The organism is Streptomyces specialis, assembly GCF_001493375.1.
In the GTDB taxonomy this organism is placed as follows: domain Bacteria; phylum Actinomycetota; class Actinomycetes; order Streptomycetales; family Streptomycetaceae; genus Streptomyces; species Streptomyces specialis.
In genome coordinates this window covers 166524-181381 of the sequence record NZ_LN929897.1, presented here as the reverse complement: position 1 = coordinate 181381, position 14858 = coordinate 166524, and the positions used below count along the sequence as shown (strand labels likewise).

Annotated in this window: 14 protein-coding genes and 2 pseudogenes; 6 read left to right on the top strand and 10 right to left on the bottom strand. The window is 72.4% G+C overall.

Features of this window, described 5'->3' with window-relative positions; all coding sequences use genetic code 11:
• Window positions 1–131: 131 nt before the first annotated feature.
• Together BN2279_RS23515 and BN2279_RS23510 are read left to right on the top strand one after the other, a co-directional pair.
• A complete protein-coding gene (locus BN2279_RS23515; RefSeq protein WP_059012999.1) occupies window positions 132–728 on the top strand; it encodes a hypothetical protein in 597 nt (198 codons plus the stop codon).
• A gap of 164 nt (window positions 729–892) precedes the next feature.
• Window positions 893–1126 carry a hypothetical protein gene (locus BN2279_RS23510; RefSeq protein ID WP_059012996.1) on the top strand — a complete coding sequence of 78 codons (234 nt, stop codon included), beginning with the start codon at window positions 893–895 and terminating at the stop codon, window positions 1124–1126.
• A gap of 12 nt (window positions 1127–1138) precedes the next feature.
• Here BN2279_RS23510 and BN2279_RS23505 read toward each other — a convergent pair whose 3' ends face one another.
• From BN2279_RS23505 to BN2279_RS31620, 5 genes are all read right to left on the bottom strand, one after another.
• Window positions 1139–2542, bottom strand: a complete 1404-nt coding sequence (locus BN2279_RS23505) for a cell division protein PerM (RefSeq protein ID WP_059012994.1) — start codon at window positions 2540–2542, stop codon at window positions 1139–1141.
• 146 nt (window positions 2543–2688) lie between these two features.
• Window positions 2689–3579, bottom strand: a complete 891-nt coding sequence (gene sucD / locus BN2279_RS23500) for a succinate--CoA ligase subunit alpha (RefSeq protein WP_059012993.1) — start codon at window positions 3577–3579, stop codon at window positions 2689–2691.
• Window positions 3580–3606: 27 nt separating this feature from the next.
• Complete coding sequence (gene sucC / locus BN2279_RS23495) at window positions 3607–4782, bottom strand: ADP-forming succinate--CoA ligase subunit beta (protein ID WP_059012991.1); 1176 nt, start codon at window positions 4780–4782, stop codon at window positions 3607–3609.
• A gap of 254 nt (window positions 4783–5036) precedes the next feature.
• Window positions 5037–5438: a coenzyme B12-dependent isobutyryl CoA mutase small subunit gene (locus BN2279_RS23490; protein ID WP_059012988.1), complete on the bottom strand. Its 402-nt coding sequence runs from the start codon at window positions 5436–5438 to the stop codon at window positions 5037–5039.
• A gap of 509 nt (window positions 5439–5947) precedes the next feature.
• Window positions 5948–6631 carry a hypothetical protein gene (locus tag BN2279_RS31620; protein ID WP_059012987.1) on the bottom strand — a complete coding sequence of 228 codons (684 nt, stop codon included), beginning with the start codon at window positions 6629–6631 and terminating at the stop codon, window positions 5948–5950.
• Window positions 6632–6670: 39 nt separating this feature from the next.
• Here BN2279_RS31620 and BN2279_RS31615 point away from each other — a divergent pair, with 39 nt between their 5' ends.
• Entirely contained in the window at window positions 6671–6997 is a 327-nt protein-coding gene (locus tag BN2279_RS31615; protein ID WP_059012985.1) for a M23 family metallopeptidase, read from the top strand.
• An 87-nt stretch (window positions 6998–7084) separates the two neighbouring features.
• On the opposite strand, the gene BN2279_RS23475 is transcribed toward BN2279_RS31615, so the two are convergent.
• Both BN2279_RS23475 and pcrA read right to left on the bottom strand, forming a co-directional pair.
• Window positions 7085–7756 (bottom strand): hypothetical protein, encoded by a 672-nt coding sequence (locus BN2279_RS23475; RefSeq protein ID WP_059012983.1) that lies wholly within the window; start codon window positions 7754–7756, stop codon window positions 7085–7087.
• A gap of 158 nt (window positions 7757–7914) precedes the next feature.
• Window positions 7915–10290: a DNA helicase PcrA gene (gene pcrA, locus BN2279_RS23470; RefSeq protein WP_059012982.1), complete on the bottom strand. Its 2376-nt coding sequence runs from the start codon at window positions 10288–10290 to the stop codon at window positions 7915–7917.
• A gap of 377 nt (window positions 10291–10667) precedes the next feature.
• Between pcrA and BN2279_RS23465 the strand changes: the two genes are divergently transcribed.
• Complete coding sequence (locus BN2279_RS23465) at window positions 10668–11849, top strand: C40 family peptidase (protein ID WP_059012981.1); 1182 nt, start codon at window positions 10668–10670, stop codon at window positions 11847–11849.
• Between the two features lie 16 nt (window positions 11850–11865).
• Here BN2279_RS23465 and BN2279_RS23460 read toward each other — a convergent pair whose 3' ends face one another.
• Window positions 11866–12216, bottom strand: coding sequence for a hypothetical protein (locus BN2279_RS23460; RefSeq protein WP_059012980.1), 351 nt, complete (start codon window positions 12214–12216; stop codon window positions 11866–11868).
• Between the two features lie 72 nt (window positions 12217–12288).
• Between BN2279_RS23460 and BN2279_RS23455 the strand changes: the two genes are divergently transcribed.
• Together BN2279_RS23455 and BN2279_RS23450 are read left to right on the top strand one after the other, a co-directional pair.
• Window positions 12289–13080, top strand: a complete 792-nt coding sequence (locus tag BN2279_RS23455; RefSeq protein WP_079032445.1) for a DsbA family protein — start codon at window positions 12289–12291, stop codon at window positions 13078–13080.
• A gap of 349 nt (window positions 13081–13429) precedes the next feature.
• A pseudogene (locus tag BN2279_RS23450) lies at window positions 13430–13789 on the top strand (C40 family peptidase); the annotation flags it as partial.
• Here the strand turns inward: BN2279_RS23450 and BN2279_RS23445 are convergent.
• Together BN2279_RS23445 and BN2279_RS23440 are read right to left on the bottom strand one after the other, a co-directional pair.
• Window positions 13715–14053, bottom strand: a complete 339-nt coding sequence (locus BN2279_RS23445) for a hypothetical protein (protein ID WP_059012979.1) — start codon at window positions 14051–14053, stop codon at window positions 13715–13717. The pseudogene BN2279_RS23450 and the gene BN2279_RS23445 sit on opposite strands and share 75 nt — an antisense overlap.
• Window positions 14050–14858, bottom strand: a pseudogene (locus BN2279_RS23440) (LiaF domain-containing protein); the annotation flags it as partial. The pseudogene BN2279_RS23440 and the gene BN2279_RS23445, both read right to left, overlap by 4 nt.

Below are 14858 nucleotides of genomic sequence, written 5' to 3'. Positions count from 1 at the left end.
CCTGGAGGGGACGGTCTGCCGCAACGATACCGGCATGCCTCGCTCCCCCCGTCCCGTGGGGCCACCCGGGACAGGTACGGTCGAGGGCACCGGATCCATCCGGCAGCCACGAGGGAGATTCGACGACCACGATGACGGACCGACGCCGTGCCCCCGGTCAGCAGGACCGGCCAGGCGAGGAGGACAACCCCTTCGCGCCGCCCCCCGAGGGCGAGCCCGACCGGCCGTGGCGACCGCGACACCCGGAGGGGTCCGACCAGGACGATCAGCGGCAGCGCTGGGGCAGCCAGTGGAGCAGGCGCCAGCCGAAGCGTGACGGCGGCGCCTTCGGCGAGCCCAAGAGCGACCCCGGCGCCGGCGGCCCCGGCACCGGCCCCGAGCAGGGCGGCAAGCCCGGCCCGCGGGGGCGCTGGGACCCGGCCGACCCGGCGCAGCGGCACGCGAGGTACGCGGTGCTGGCGGGCATGTGGGGTGTCTTCGGCGGGCTGCTCGGCTGGGAGTGGCTCGGTCTGCTGCTGGGCACGCTGGCGCTGTACTGGGGTGTGAGCGCCCTGCGCGGCGGTCCGAAGCCGGACGCCGAGCCGAGGAACCGCCGGCTGGAGGCGCTGGAGGGCAAGCCCCCCTGGCTCTTATACCCATCTTACGCCCCTGGCTCTTGCCTGGCTCGAGAGTACGCTCGGAGCTCACAAACGAAAAAAGCAAAACAGACGCACGCAAACACACAATGAGAGACTAGAACACAAGACAGCAAGCAGTATAGTGTGCTTGACTGTTGTTTTTTTTTTTTAAAGCAAAAGACGCAAAACGATTTTTCTGCCGTCCTCGGGGCCCCGGAGATGGTTAAAAGAGACAGTTGTCCCTTTACCCGCCGCGATGCCCTGTTGTTGGCAGCATGGCCGCGTGCGACACCCACTCCGATGGCTTCTCGAAGGGCTGCTGGCCGCCGGTCTCGGGCATCGTGCTGGCGGTGGCCGCGCTGGTGATCGTGGCGACGACGTACACGGTCCAGTTCGTCTACAAGGACTACTTCGACTGCGTGGACGACGCCCTGACCGCCCCCTCCCGCGAGGCGTGCGAGACCCTCCTCCCCGAGGAGCTGCGCCGCATCCTGGGCGAACAGGACTGACCGTCCCCGGGGCTATTGCTCCGGTGGGTGGTCCGGGACCGGCGGGATCTCGGGGACGAGGGCGCCGGAGGTCTTCCTCAGCTCCGCCCAGCGGCTCCTGCGGGCGGCCGTCGTGTGCCAGGCGTCCGTCGTCCCGGTGGCACGGCGGCGGCGCGGGGGCCGGGGCAGCAGTCCGCGCAGCCGGGTCGCGGCGCGGGTCGCGCGCACGGCGGCCCACTGCCGCAGCCGGCGCGGTCCGGTCAGCCGGCGGGCCCGCAGGGCGAGGGCCAGCGGGGTGCCGAGCACGGCCGTCCAGGCGATGGCGGCCGGGGCCACCAGCAGGCCGTCGGGGCCGAACTCCGCCAGCGCGCCGGTGCCCAGCGGGCCGCCCGCGCACGCGGCCAGCAGGCCGAGCGCCGCGCCGGTGCCGCAGGCGGCGAGCAGCACGGTGAGCGCGGTCCCCAGCCGGCCCGACGCGGTGACCCGTTCGCCGCGTACGGGCACGGCGGCGCGGGCGGCACACCACGCCGTCGCCACCACTCCGGCGGCCGGGACGAGGGCCGCCGCCCACAGGGCCGGGCCCGCGGGGTCCCGCACGGGCAGCGCGGCGAGGAGCGGGAACGGCGGCAGGTCGGGGCCCCCGTTCACCCCCAGCGGCGCGACCACGCCGCCGGCGCCGACCGCGAACCCCGGGCCGAGTCCGTAGGCGGCGCCCCACACGGCCGCGTTGGGCGCCAGGGCCAGGACCAGCAGCAGCAGCGCCAGCCGGCCGGACCACTCGCCGCTCAACTGCCCGAAGCCGTCCTGCGCGGCCCGCGCGTCGAGCACGAGACCGCCGGCCACCAGCAGCGCCCCCGCGGCGCAGTACGCGGCGGTGCCGGCCGCCGCGACGCGGACGGCGGTCGTCAGCCGGCGGCGGTCGAGCGCGGCGGGCGGCCGGAAGCGCGACAGGAACGCGGGCGGTCCCACGGCCGCCCAGGCGCCGCCCAGCGTGACCGCGAGCGCGAACACCGGCAGGTGCGCGGCGGCGCTCAGCGGGCGTGCGTCGATCGGGGCGGGCAGGGTGTGGACGACGGCGACCGCCCCGGCCAGCAGGTAACCGCCGCTGATCCACAGGGCCGCGCGCGTCGCCCCGGCGGGCTCGGTGCCCCAGTCCACGGCGCGGACGGCGCGCAGCAGCAGCCAGCCGGGCAGCGCGCACAGCAGCAGCGGGGTCACCCCGACGGGGGCCGGGGTGCCGCCGAGGGTGTCCGCGCGCAGCAGTTCCGTGCCGTGGGCCAGGAGCCAGAGGTCGGCGGCGACGCGGAGCGCCCCCTCGGCGCCGCTGTCGGGGTAGGGCGAGAGGGTCCACAGCAGGAGGACGAGCGCGGCGAGTGCGCCGAGCCCGAGACCGGCGGCCAGCAGCCCTTCGAGAAGCCATCGGAGTGGGTGTCGCACGCGGCCATGCTGCCAACAACAGGGCATCGCGGCGGGGAAAAGGGCCTGGCTCTTTTACACATCTCCGGGCCCCCGAGACAGGGAGGAAAACCGGATGGCGGCCTCTGGTTGGAAAAAAAAAAAAAAAATAGGCCGGGAACCCGGGCTCAGGCGCTCGCGGCCAGCAGCTCGCGGGCCAGCAGGGCGGTCTCCGAGGGGGTCTTGCCGACCTTCACCCCGGCGGCCTCCAGGGCCTCCTTCTTCGCCTGCGCGGTACCGGCGGAGCCGGAGACGATGGCGCCGGCGTGGCCCATCGTCTTGCCCTCGGGCGCGGTGAAGCCCGCCACGTAGCCGACGACCGGCTTGGTGACGTTGGCCTTGATGAAGTCGGCCGCCCGCTCCTCGGCGTCGCCGCCGATCTCGCCGATCATCACGATCAGGTCGGTGTCGGGGTCGGCCTCGAACGCCGCCAGCGCGTCGATGTGCGTGGTCCCGATGATCGGGTCGCCACCGATGCCGACGCAGGAGCTGAAGCCGAGGTCGCGCAGCTCGTACATCATCTGGTACGTCAGCGTGCCGGACTTGGAGACCAGGCCGATGCGGCCCGGCTTGGTGATGTCGGCCGGGATGATGCCCGCGTTGGACTGGCCCGGGGTGATCAGGCCGGGGCAGTTGGGGCCGATGATGCGGGTCTTGTTGCCCTTCTTCCCGGCGTACGCCCAGAAGTTGGCGGTGTCGTGGACCGCGATGCCCTCGGTGATCACGACGGCGAGCGGGATCTCGGCGTCGATCGCCTCGATGACGGCGTCCTTGGTGAACTTCTCCGGGACGAAGATCACGGTGACGTCGGCGCCGGTGGCCTCGATGGCCTCCTTCACGCCGCCGAAGACCGGTACCTCGGTGCCGTCGAAGTCGACCTTCTGGCCCGCCTTGCGCGGGTTCACGCCGCCGACGATGTTGGTGCCGGCCGCCAGCATGCGCTTGGTGTGCTTCTGGCCTTCGGAACCGGTCATCCCCTGGACGATGACCTTGCTTTCCTTGGTGAGGAAGATAGCCATGGTGGTGTCGATTTCCTTTACTCGGCCTTACTTGGCAGCCAGCTCGGCGGCCCGGTCGGCCGCACCGTCCATCGTGTCCACCTGCTCGACGAGCGGGTGGGCGGCGTCGGTCAGGATCTTCCGGCCCAGCTCCGCGTTGTTGCCGTCCAGCCGGACGACCAGCGGCTTGGTGACGTTCTCGCCCTTGGACTTCAGCAGTTCCAGGGCCTGCACGATGCCGTTGGCGACGGCGTCGCACGCGGTGATGCCACCGAAGACGTTCACGAAGACCGACTTGACCTCGGGGTCGCCCAGGATGATCTCCAGGCCGTTGGCCATCACCTCGGCGGAGGCGCCGCCGCCGATGTCCAGGAAGTTGGCGGGCTTCACACCGCTGTGCTTCTCGCCCGCGTAGGCGACGACGTCCAGGGTGCTCATCACCAGGCCGGCGCCGTTGCCGATGATGCCGACCGAGCCGCCTTCCAGCTTCACGTAGTTCAGGCCGCGCTCCTTGGCGGCGGCCTCCAGCGGGTTGGCCGCGGCCTTGTCCTCCAGGGCGGCGTGGTCCGGCTGGCGGAACTCGGCGTTGGCGTCCAGCGACACCTTGCCGTCCAGGGCGACGATGCGGCCGTCGCCGGTCTTGACCAGCGGGTTGACCTCGACCAGCAGCGCGTCCTCGGCGATGAAGACGGTCCACAGCTTCTGGAGGACGTCGACCACCTGGTCGGCGATTTCGGCGGGGAAGCGGGCGGCCGTGACGATCTCACGGGCCTTCTCCTCGGTGACGCCGTCGATCGCGTCCACCGGGACCTTGGCCAGCGCCTCGGGGTTGCTGACCGCGACCTCCTCGATCTCCACGCCGCCCTCGACGGACGCCATGGCCAGGAACGTCCGGTTGGTGCGGTCGAGGAGGAAGGAGACGTAGTACTCCTCGGCGATGTCGGCGGTCTGCGCCAGCATCACCTTGTGGACCGTGTGGCCCTTGATGTCCATGCCGAGGATGGCGCCGGCCTTGGCCACGGCGTCCTCGGGGTCGGAGGCGAGCTTCACACCGCCGGCCTTGCCCCGCCCACCGGTCTTCACCTGCGCCTTGACGACCGCGCGACCACCGAGTCGCTCGGTCACCTCACGCGCCGCCTCGGGGGTGTCGATGACTTCACCGGCCAGCACCGGTACGCCATGCTTGGCGAAAAGATCCCTCGCCTGGTACTCGAACAGGTCCACGCGCGTCCGTCCCTCATCAGTGGTATCGCGGATCGTTTACAGCGGTGGGCGTGCCGCGAGGCCGCGCGCACGCGGCAAGTCCGGGGATGAGCGTAACGGGGGGCCGGGACGGGTCATGAATCGTGGGTCACACCTGAGTGGTGAGTCCTGTCACAGTCCACGCCCCGGCGGACCGGGACGAAACCGGGCAGCCGTCCGGGCGCGGCCACGGGGCCGGGCCCGGCCGGTCCCCGCCGCGTCCGGCCCGGACCGGGCTACGCGCGGACGTGCTCCCGGATCCAGGTCACGACCTCGCCGGTCGGGGCGCCGGGCGTGAAGATCTCCGCCACCCCCGCCGCCTTCAGCGGGGCGATGTCCGCCTCCGGGATGATCCCGCCGCCGAAGACCGTGATGTCGCTCGCGTCGCGCTCCTTCAGCAGCTCGATGACGCGCGCGAACAGCGTGTTGTGCGCACCGGAGAGGATGGACATGCCGATGGCGTCCGCGTCCTCCTGGATCGCGGTGTCCACGATCTGCTCCGGAGTCTGGTGCAGCCCGGTGTAGATGACCTCCATGCCGGCGTCGCGCAGCGCGCGGGCGATGACCTTGGCCCCGCGGTCGTGACCGTCGAGGCCGGGCTTGGCCACCACGACGCGAATCGGACCCGAAACACCCATCTGAATCCTCCCAAGGACGTGGGTCATCAGGATCTCTCACACCACGGGCCTCGCGGCAGCCTCAGAGGGGGAAATCACACCCGCGAGCAGTGCCATCCGATCGAACAAGCGTCGAACGAGTTGTGCCGCGATCATGCGCGCGCCCGCCGAAAGGCGGTCTAATGCCCGGTTCCTGCCGCTCGAAACCCACGAACAGGCCGCGGAAGATTGTGGCCGGAGCGAACCGGCAGGTACAGTCGCCGCACTACAGCCGCCGGGCCCCCACCCCTGCTCCTGTTGTCGAGCCGAAAGGCGTATTCGGTGAGCGATCGTCTGTTGTCGGAGGTCTCCGACCACTCGGATCACTCCGGCATCGGCTCTTACGCCGCCCCCGACCCGCTCGACCTCTCGTACGGCCACCACGACCAGGCCACCACCCACTACTGGGGGACGATGGACCAGCAGTGGACGGGTCACGAGCAGCGGCCCCCGGCCGCCGGGTGGTACGGCGAGCAGGCCCCGCAGGCGCCCTACGGAACCGGCGGCTGGGACGCGGGACACCAGGCCGCGGCGGATCCGCACCAGACCCACGCATACGGCGGGTATGACGGGACCGGGTACGCGTACCAGGAGCCCGACCCGTCGTATCCCGCGCCGGAGCAGGGGTACGGGACCGCGTTCGTCCCGGAGCAGCGGTACGACCCGGAGCCGGAGTACCGGGCGGAACCCGAGCCGGAGCCCGAGCCGGAACCGGAACCCGGGCCCGGATATCCGTCCGGGGCCGAGGACAGCCCGCCCGCCGTCGCGCACGTGCCGCGCGACCGCCGCCGGTCGCGGCGACGGCCCTCGCGGACGCGGGCCCGCCGGTCCGCGTTCCTCAGCGTCGCCGCCCCCTCCCTGGCCGTCCTCGGCGTGACCGCCGTCGCGACCGCCGCCACCGTCTCCGGTGGCCCCAACCCCGTCTCGTCCAGCAGCCCGCCCCCGTCGCGGCCCCCGATCCCGCCGGAACCGAACCGGTCGCCGCGAACGACGAGTTCGACACCCAGCTCGCCAGCCTCTCGGCCGCCGCCGACGACTACGCCGACCGCGCCAGCCGCACCCAGGGCCGGATCGACCTCCAGGCGCAGCAGGAGGCCGAGGAGCAGGCCGCGGCGGAGGCGGCGGCCCGCCGGGAGGCCGAGCGGCAGAAGTTCTTCCTCCCCGTCGAACAGCACGGGATCAGCGCCTACTTCGGGCAGTCGGGCATCAACTGGATGTCCACGCACACCGGCATCGACTTCCCCGTCAGCTACGGCACCCCGGTCCGGGCGGCCACGGACGGCACGATCACCACCCAGTGGCACCCCAGTTACGGCAACATGGTGATCCTGACCGCCCCGGACGGCACCGAGACCTGGTACGCGCACCTCGACAGCACCGCCTACACCTCCGGCTCGGTCCAGGCCGGCACGGTCATCGCCTACTCGGGCAACTCCGGTACCTCCACCGGCCCGCACCTGCACTTCGAGGTCCGTCCCGCCGGCGGCTCCCCCGTCGACCCCCTGGAATGGCTGCGCGCCCAGGGGCTTGAGCCCCTCTGACGGACGGCCCGCGTCCCGCGACCACGAAGGCCCGGCCTCCTCTGGAGTGGCCGGGCCTTCCGCTGTTCCGCTGGGACGCGGATCCGGTCAGTGCTTCCGCCTCCCCTGGGCGACCAGGCACACCACGAGGGCGCCGACCGGGGCGAGGGCGAGGAGGAAGTAGTCGACCGCCTCGTTGCCGTACTCCCAGAAGTCCCAGACGCTTTCGAACTCCTGGAACAGGACCTCGATCCCGCTGAGTTCCTCGACCTGCGTCCCGGTGTAGGGATCCGTATACCCGGTGAAGTAGTTCTCGCTCGCCCACAGCGACGTGCCGTACAGCTCGCCGAAGATCGCCGCCGCCAGGCCCAGCGCGGCGGCCAGCACGTAGACGCCCCAATTCCCCTTGGCGAGGAACGCCGGGCCGATCGCCACGACCGCGCCGATGACGAGCGAGACATAGGTGAGCTGCAGGAACTCACCCTCCTCGTCGTCGAACATCGCGTTGTAGAGATAGCCGTAGAGGATGCCCATGATGATCGCGGCGGCGAAGGCGGCGAGGATCGCCAGCCCCGCGTTGTTCTGGCTCCGGAGGCCGGGCGGGGGCGCGGGGTAGCCGTAGGGCTGGGGCTGGCCCGGCGGGTAGCCGTAACCCTGCTGGGGCGGGTAGCCGTACGGCTGCTGGGGCTGGCCGTACGGGTTCGGCTGACCGTAGCCGCCCGGCTGCTGCGGCTGCTGCCCGTATCCGCCGTCCGGCTGCTGGGGCCAGGGCTGGCTCATGGTGTGTTCCCCCTGGGAATCTCGGATCGTCCGTACTCCGGGGACAGATGCGGCGAGCATGGAGTACGCACCGTGCCAAGCAGCTAATCGCCCCCCGAGCCCGCACCACAAGCCTTTTCCCCCGGCTGTGACACAGCGGGGACACTACAGGGCGGTGGTCAGAGCTTTTCCACCGGGGCGTAGCGCAGCAGCAGCCGCTTGGGCTTCTCACCACCGAAGTCGATCGTGGCCTCCGCCCGGTCGCCGCTGCCCTGGACGGACACGACGGTGCCCATGCCGAAGCTGTCGTGCGTGACCCGGTCGCCCGGCGCGAGCGCGACGACCGGCCGGTCGGTCAGCCGCCCGGTGGCGAACCCGCCCGCGCCCCGCCGACCGCGCGAGCCGACCGCGACCGACGACGCGACCGAGGGCGCGGGCGCGGCGGCGGTGGCGCCGGTGCGGCGCCACTCCACGTACGGCTCGGGGATCTCGTCGAGGAACCGCGACGGCGGGTTGTGCTGCGGCTGGCCCCAGGCGCTGCGCAGCGCGGACCGCGTCACGTACAGCCGCTGCCGGGCGCGGGTGATGCCGACGTACGCGAGCCGCCGCTCCTCCTCCAGCTCCTTGGTCTTGCCGAGGCTGCGCATGTGCGGGAAGACGCCGTCCTCCATGCCGGTGAGGAAGACGACGGGGAACTCCAGGCCCTTCGCGGTGTGCAGCGTCATCAGCGTGATCACGCCGCCGCCGTCCGCGTCGTCGGGGATCTCGTCGGAGTCCGCGACGAGCGCGACCTGCTCCAGGAAGTCGGCGAGGGTACCGGGGTTGTCGGGGCCGCCGCGCTCCTGCTCGAACTCCAGGGCCACGGCCGCCAGCTCCTGGAGGTTCTCCACCCTGGTCTCGTCCTGCGGATCGGTGGACGCCTGCAACTCGGCGAGGTAGCCGGTCTGTTCGAGGACGGCCTCCAGCACGGTGGCCGGTCCGGCACCCGACTCGACGACCGTGCGCAGCTCCTCCAGCAGGACGTTGAACCGCTTGACCGCGTTGGCCGACCGGGCGGCCATCCCGTACGCCTCGTCCACGCGGCGCAGCGCCTGCGCGAACGAGATCCGCTCGCGCAGCGCGAGCGCCTCGATCATGGCCTCGGCCCGGTCCCCGATGCCGCGCTTGGGGACGTTGAGGATGCGGCGCAGGGGCACGGTGTCCTCGGGGTTGGCGAGGACCCGCAGATAGGCCAGGACGTCGCGGACCTCGCGGCGCTCGTAGAAGCGGACACCGCCGACGACCTTGTAGGGCAGGCCGACGCGGATGAAGACCTCTTCGAAGACACGGGACTGGGCGTTGGTGCGGTAGAAGACGGCGACGTCCCCGGCGCGGGCGTCGCCCGCGTCGGAGAGCCGGTCGATCTCGTCGGCGACGAACTGCGCCTCGTCGTGCTCGGTGTCCGCGACATAGCCGGTGATGCGGGCGCCGGCGCCCTCGTTGGTCCACAGGTTCTTCGGGCGGCGGTCCTCGTTGCGCGCGATGACGGCGTTGGCGGCGGAGAGGATCGTCTGCGTGGAGCGGTAGTTCTGCTCCAGCAGCAGGGTCGTCGCGTCCGGGTAGTCCTGCTCGAACTGGAGGATGTTGCGGATGGTCGCGCCGCGGAAGGCGTAGATCGACTGGTCGGCGTCGCCGACGACGCACAGCTCGGCCGGGTCGGCGTCCCGCCCGTCGGCGCCCACCAGATGCTTGATCAGCGTGTACTGGGCGATGTTGGTGTCCTGGTACTCGTCGACCAGGACGTGCCGGAACCGGCGCCGGTAGTGCTCGGCCACGTCGGGGAACGCGTCGAGCAGGTGCACGGTGGTCATGATGATGTCGTCGAAGTCCAGCGCGTTGGCCTCGCGCAGCCGCGACTGGTACAGCGTGTACGCCTCGGCGAGGGTCTTCTCGAACCCGTCGCTCGCCATCCCCGCGAAGTCCTCGGGGTCGATCAGCTCGTTCTTCAGGTTCGAGATCTTGGCGCTGAACGACTTGGGCGGGAACCGCTTGGGGTCCAGGTCCAGGTCGCGGCAGACCAGGGCCATCAGCCGCTTCGCGTCGGCGGCGTCGTAGATCGAGAAGCTGGAGGTGAAGCCGAGCAGCTTGCTCTCGCGGCGCAGGATCCGCACGCAGGCGCTGTGGAACGTCATCACCCACATCGCCTTGGCGCGCGGGCCGACCAGCTCCTCGACGCGCTCCTTCATCTCACCGGCGGCCTTGTTGGTGAAGGTGATGGCGAGGATCTGCCCGGGGTGGGCGGAGCGGGCGGCCAGCAGGTACGCGATGCGGTGGGTGAGGACCCGGGTCTTGCCCGAGCCGGCGCCCGCCACGATCAGGAGCGGCGCCCCGCTGTGGGTGACGGCGGCGCGCTGCGCCTCGTTCAGGCCGGCGAGCAGGGCGTTCGGGTCGGTGACGGTCCGGTGGGCGCCGTTGCGGTGGTAGGCGTCCTCGTCCGCGCGCTTCGGCTCCTGCCCCTTATATACATCCGACGCCGCCGACGCAGAGGTGAGTGCGGCCGCCGGTCGATCCCCCATCTACACACAGCTCTATACCCCCACCCGTCCCTCCACTCCAGTCCGGCTCCGGGGGTGGCTCGGTACCGCCCGGGGCGGGCAGGGGGGCGAGGTTCGCCAGCGCGTTGTCATCGAAGAGGCCGCTCATCGCTGTCCGAGTCTAGGCCGCCCGGCGGGCCGGCGGGCGCGGACGCCGGAACGCCTCCGGCCGGACCGCGGCGGTGTGAGCGGCGCCACAGAAAACGCTCAGGAGCGCGCCAATCCCGCCGTCCGGTCACGAAATGGTTTCGGTCAGATCGCGCACCGGCCTTCCCAAACAGCTCCGCGAATGGTTAGCGTGCAGCGCCGGAGCTTCGTTACCGGCACGTAAAGCCCAACGGACGAAGGAGGGACCGGCCTTGGGGTCTCACCGCAAGCCGCGCGCCGGCTTTCTCACCGCGTTCGCCGCCCGCCGGGGCGCCGTCGGCGTCGGCGTGCTGGCGCTGGCCTCGGTGTCACTGTTCAGCTCGACCGCGCGGGCGGACGACGACGACGCACCGTCCGTCGAGGAGCAGCGGGACCGCGCCGACGAGGCGCACGAGCGCGCGGTGGAGGTCAGGGACCGCGTCGACGAGCTGTACCGCGAGGCCGGCACCGCCACCCAGCACTACAACGAGGCCCAGGAGGCGACCGACCGGCAGCAGGAGGTCGCCGACGAGCTGATGGACGAGGCCGCGGCGGCGTCCGAGCAGGTCAACGAGGCCCGCCGGCTGCTGGGCACGTACGCCACCGCCCAGTACCGGCTGGGCGGCGGGCTCTCCGACACCGCCGCGCTGATCCTCGCGCCGGACGTCAGGAGCTTCTTCAGCACCAAGAACACGCTCGACCGGCTGACGGAGGCGCAGCGGCAGGCCGTCGAGGACTACTCCGAGCGGCAGGAGGAGGCGGACGCCCAGCGCGCGGAGGCGTCCGAGGCGCTGGCCGAACTGGAGGCCCGCGAGACGGAGCTGGCCGAGCAGGAGGCCGTCGTCCAGGGGAAGCTCACCGAGGCGCGGGAGTTGCTGGAGCAGCTCACCGACGAGGAGGAGGCCGAACTCGCGGAGCTGGAGCGGCTGGAGCGCGAGGAGGCCGAGCGGCTCGCCGAGGAGGCGCGCCGGGCGCAGGAGGAGCGCGAGGCGGCCCAGGGCCAGGCCCAGGACGCGACCTCGGGCGGTGGCGGCGGCCAGAGCGTGGACGTCGGCGGCGAGGTCTCCGGCGCGGCGCAGGAGGCGATCGCCTTCGCGGAGGCGCAGCTCGGCAAGCCGTACGTCTGGGGCGCCACCGGGCCGAACGCCTTCGACTGTTCAGGGCTGACGCAGGCCGCGTGGCGGGCCGCCGGGCTGTCCATCCCGCGGGTCACGTGGGACCAGGTGAACTTCGGCACCCCGGTCTCCCGGGACGCCCTCCTCCCGGGAGACCTGGTGTTCTTCTACGCCGACATCAGCCACGTCGGTCTCTACATCGGGGACGGTCTGATGATCCACGCGCCGAAGCCGGGCGACGTGGTCAAGGTGGAGTCGATCGACTACATGCCCTTCCACAGCGCGGTCCGCCCCGGCTGACGGCCGACCGCCGCCGTCACCACAGGACCGCCACCAGGATGTTGGCCACGGTCAGCGCGCCGACCGCCCCGAACAGCGCGTTGGAGACCCGCTCCTCGTCGCGCTTGACGTAGATCAGCGCCAGGATGACGACGACCACGCCGAGTTTGACGGCGAGCTTCACATTGTTGAGGTCCTGGTCGTCCGCCTGGTTCAGGGCGACCAGCACGACGCCCGTCAGCAGCGCCACCGCGGCGCCGGCGCGCATCGCGGGTCTCATCCGCGCTCTGCCGGCCATGGCGGCGGGCAACTGGAGCGCCATGTCGGCGAGCAGGACGAGGAAGCCGATGAAGTGTAAAACGACGAAGACCGTGATCAGCGTGTCCATGGCGCGGAGTGTACAACCGGCCCGTTACGCCCTCCCCCGACTCAGGTGAAGCTCCGGCCCTAGGCTGGCGGCATGCCCGTATCGCGTACCCGGAAGACCGGGAAGTCCGGGAAGAAGACCGGGAAGAAGTCCAGGAGCGGCGCCGGGGGCCGGTCCGGCGGGGGGCAGCCCGCCGGGCGGCGGGCCGCCGCCGCGCTGCTGGCCGTGGCGCTGGTGTGCGTCCTGGCCATCGGCGCGCTGGCGGCGCTCTCCTCCTCCGGCGACGACCCGGCGGCCGGGGACGGGGAGCAGGCCGTCGAACCGCTGCCCTCCGACCACCCGGCGCTGGCGCTGGCCCGCCGCGAGGCCGGTGACCCGCTGGCGATCGGGGACGCCGACGCCCCGGTGGTGATGATCGAGTACGCGGACTTCCAGGACGCCTTCACCGGCATCCACGCCCGCGACACCCACGACCTGCTCGTCGCGGAGTACGTGGAGTCCGGTGTCCTGCGGATCGAGTTCCGCAACTTCCCGGTCAACGGCCCGGAGTCCGACGCCGCCGCGCGGGCCGCCTGGGCGGCCGGGCAGCAGGGGAAGTTCTGGGAGTTCTACGAGGCGGCGCTCGGCGAGGAGTTCAACCAGGACAGCGGCCGGTTCTCCGCCGAGGGGCTGCGCGCGCTCGCCGCCGAGGCGGGCGTCCCCGATCTGGACCGGTTCGCCGAGGACACCGAGTCGGAGGAGGCGGGCGAGGCCGTGGGCCGGGACGCGGAGGAGGCGCTCGACCTCGGGGTGACCACCACGCCGTCGTTCCTGGTCAACGGCCAGCCCCTCCAGGGCGCCCGTCCCGTCGAGGACTTCCGGGAGCTGATCGAGCAACTCGACTGATCACGAGCCGTCAGCGATCGTCACCGAAAGTACGCCAAGCGGTCATCTTCATCCCTCCTGCGGACGATTGCCACCAATGCCGGTCGGGCGGCCGTGTCCGGGGGCGGCGCCGGTTTAGCCTGCGGGGCCATGGCTCAGCATCGTAGGCAACGTCTGTGGCGCAGGCCCGGCCACCGGAAGAAACCCCAGCCGTCCCCGCCCCCGCCGGCCGCGCCCGGCGCCTTCCGCACCGCCGCGACCCTCACCCTCGCCGGCGCCGCGTCCGCCGCCAGATTGTTGTTTCCAGCATGAGGTGGCATACGAGTTTTCTGCATGAATCGTGGCCTCGGAGGTGTGTATAAAGAAACAGGCCGCGCCCTCCAAACGCGCCGCCGCCGCCGTCGCGTTCGCCTACGCCCAGCTCGGCAAGCCGTACCGCTGGGGCGCGACCGGCCCCGACGCGTTCGACTGCTCCGGCCTCACCCAGGCCGCCTGGCGGGCCGCCGGGGTCGCGCTGCCCCGCACCAGCTACAGCCAGGTCGGCGCGGGGACCCGGATCCCGGCCGACCGGCTGGCCCCGGGCGACCTGGTGTTCTACTACTCCGGCCTCACCCACGTCGGCCTCTACGTGGGGAACGGCCAGATCATCCACGCCTCACGGCCCCGCGCTCCCGTCCGCCTGGCCCCCGTCGACTCCATGCCCATCGCCGCCGCCACCCGCCCCGCGTGACCCGCCCGGGCCGTGCGCGGCCCGGGCCGCACGGGACCGGTCGCGGGCGCGCCGGGCCGTGAACGCGACGACCGCCCCCACGGCCGCGAGCAGCAACGCGCCCGGCAGCAGCGCGGCGAGCACGGGCAGCGGCACGTCGCCGCGCCCGCTCGCCCGCAGCAGGTGCGCGGCGGCGACGGCCATCAGCGCCAGCCCGAGGACGAGCCGGGCGGGTTCGAAACGGCGGCGGCACACCGGCGCGTTCTCCCGGTTCGCGCCGGTCACGACCGCTCCACCAGCACGTGGCCGATGCCCATCTCCACGCGCAGCTCCACCGTGCCGCCGCGTTCGATGCCCGGCTCCGGCAGGTAGGTGCCCGTCCGCTCCTGCCCCAGCCCGCCCCACGAGTCGTCCGGCCGGCCCACGGCGGCGGGCGACAGCGCCTCGTACTCGAACACGCCCGCGCCGATCTCCGTACGCACCGTCACCTCCACGTCGTGCGACACGATCACCCTGACCTGCCCGGCCCCGGCCTCCACGGCCGTGCGCACGGTCCGCCCGGTGGGCAGTTCCAGCGCCGACAGGTCGAGCACCGCGTCCCCCGTTCCGATCTCGTACGTCTCCCGTACCTCCGCCGCGCCGGCCGGACGCCACTCGCGGCTGGACCAGTCGGTGGTGATGGTGTCGGGCAGCGCCGCGGCGCCCACCAGCAGACATCCGGTCAGCACCGCCATGACGACCGTGCCGGCGCCGAGCCGGCCCGCGAAGGCGCTGACGACCAGCCCGGCGCCGTGCACGGCCAGCGCGGCGGACAGGCCCACGACCAGCGCGGTGCCCAGCGGCTCGTCCCACGCCAGGGCGGTCCCGGCCGCGCCCGCCAGCGTCGCCAGCAGCAGCACCAGTCCGCCGAGCCTGAGTTCGCGCGGACCCTCCGGCACGGCCGGGCCGGCCGCCTCGCGCGGCGGCCCCCCGCCCCCCGCCCCCGGGTCCCGCTCCGCGGGGCGCGGCGCCGGGCGGACGTCGCCGGGCCGGGCGTCGGCCGGGCCCCACAGATAGCCGCCGGCCGCCGGGCCCTGCCACCACGAGGGGC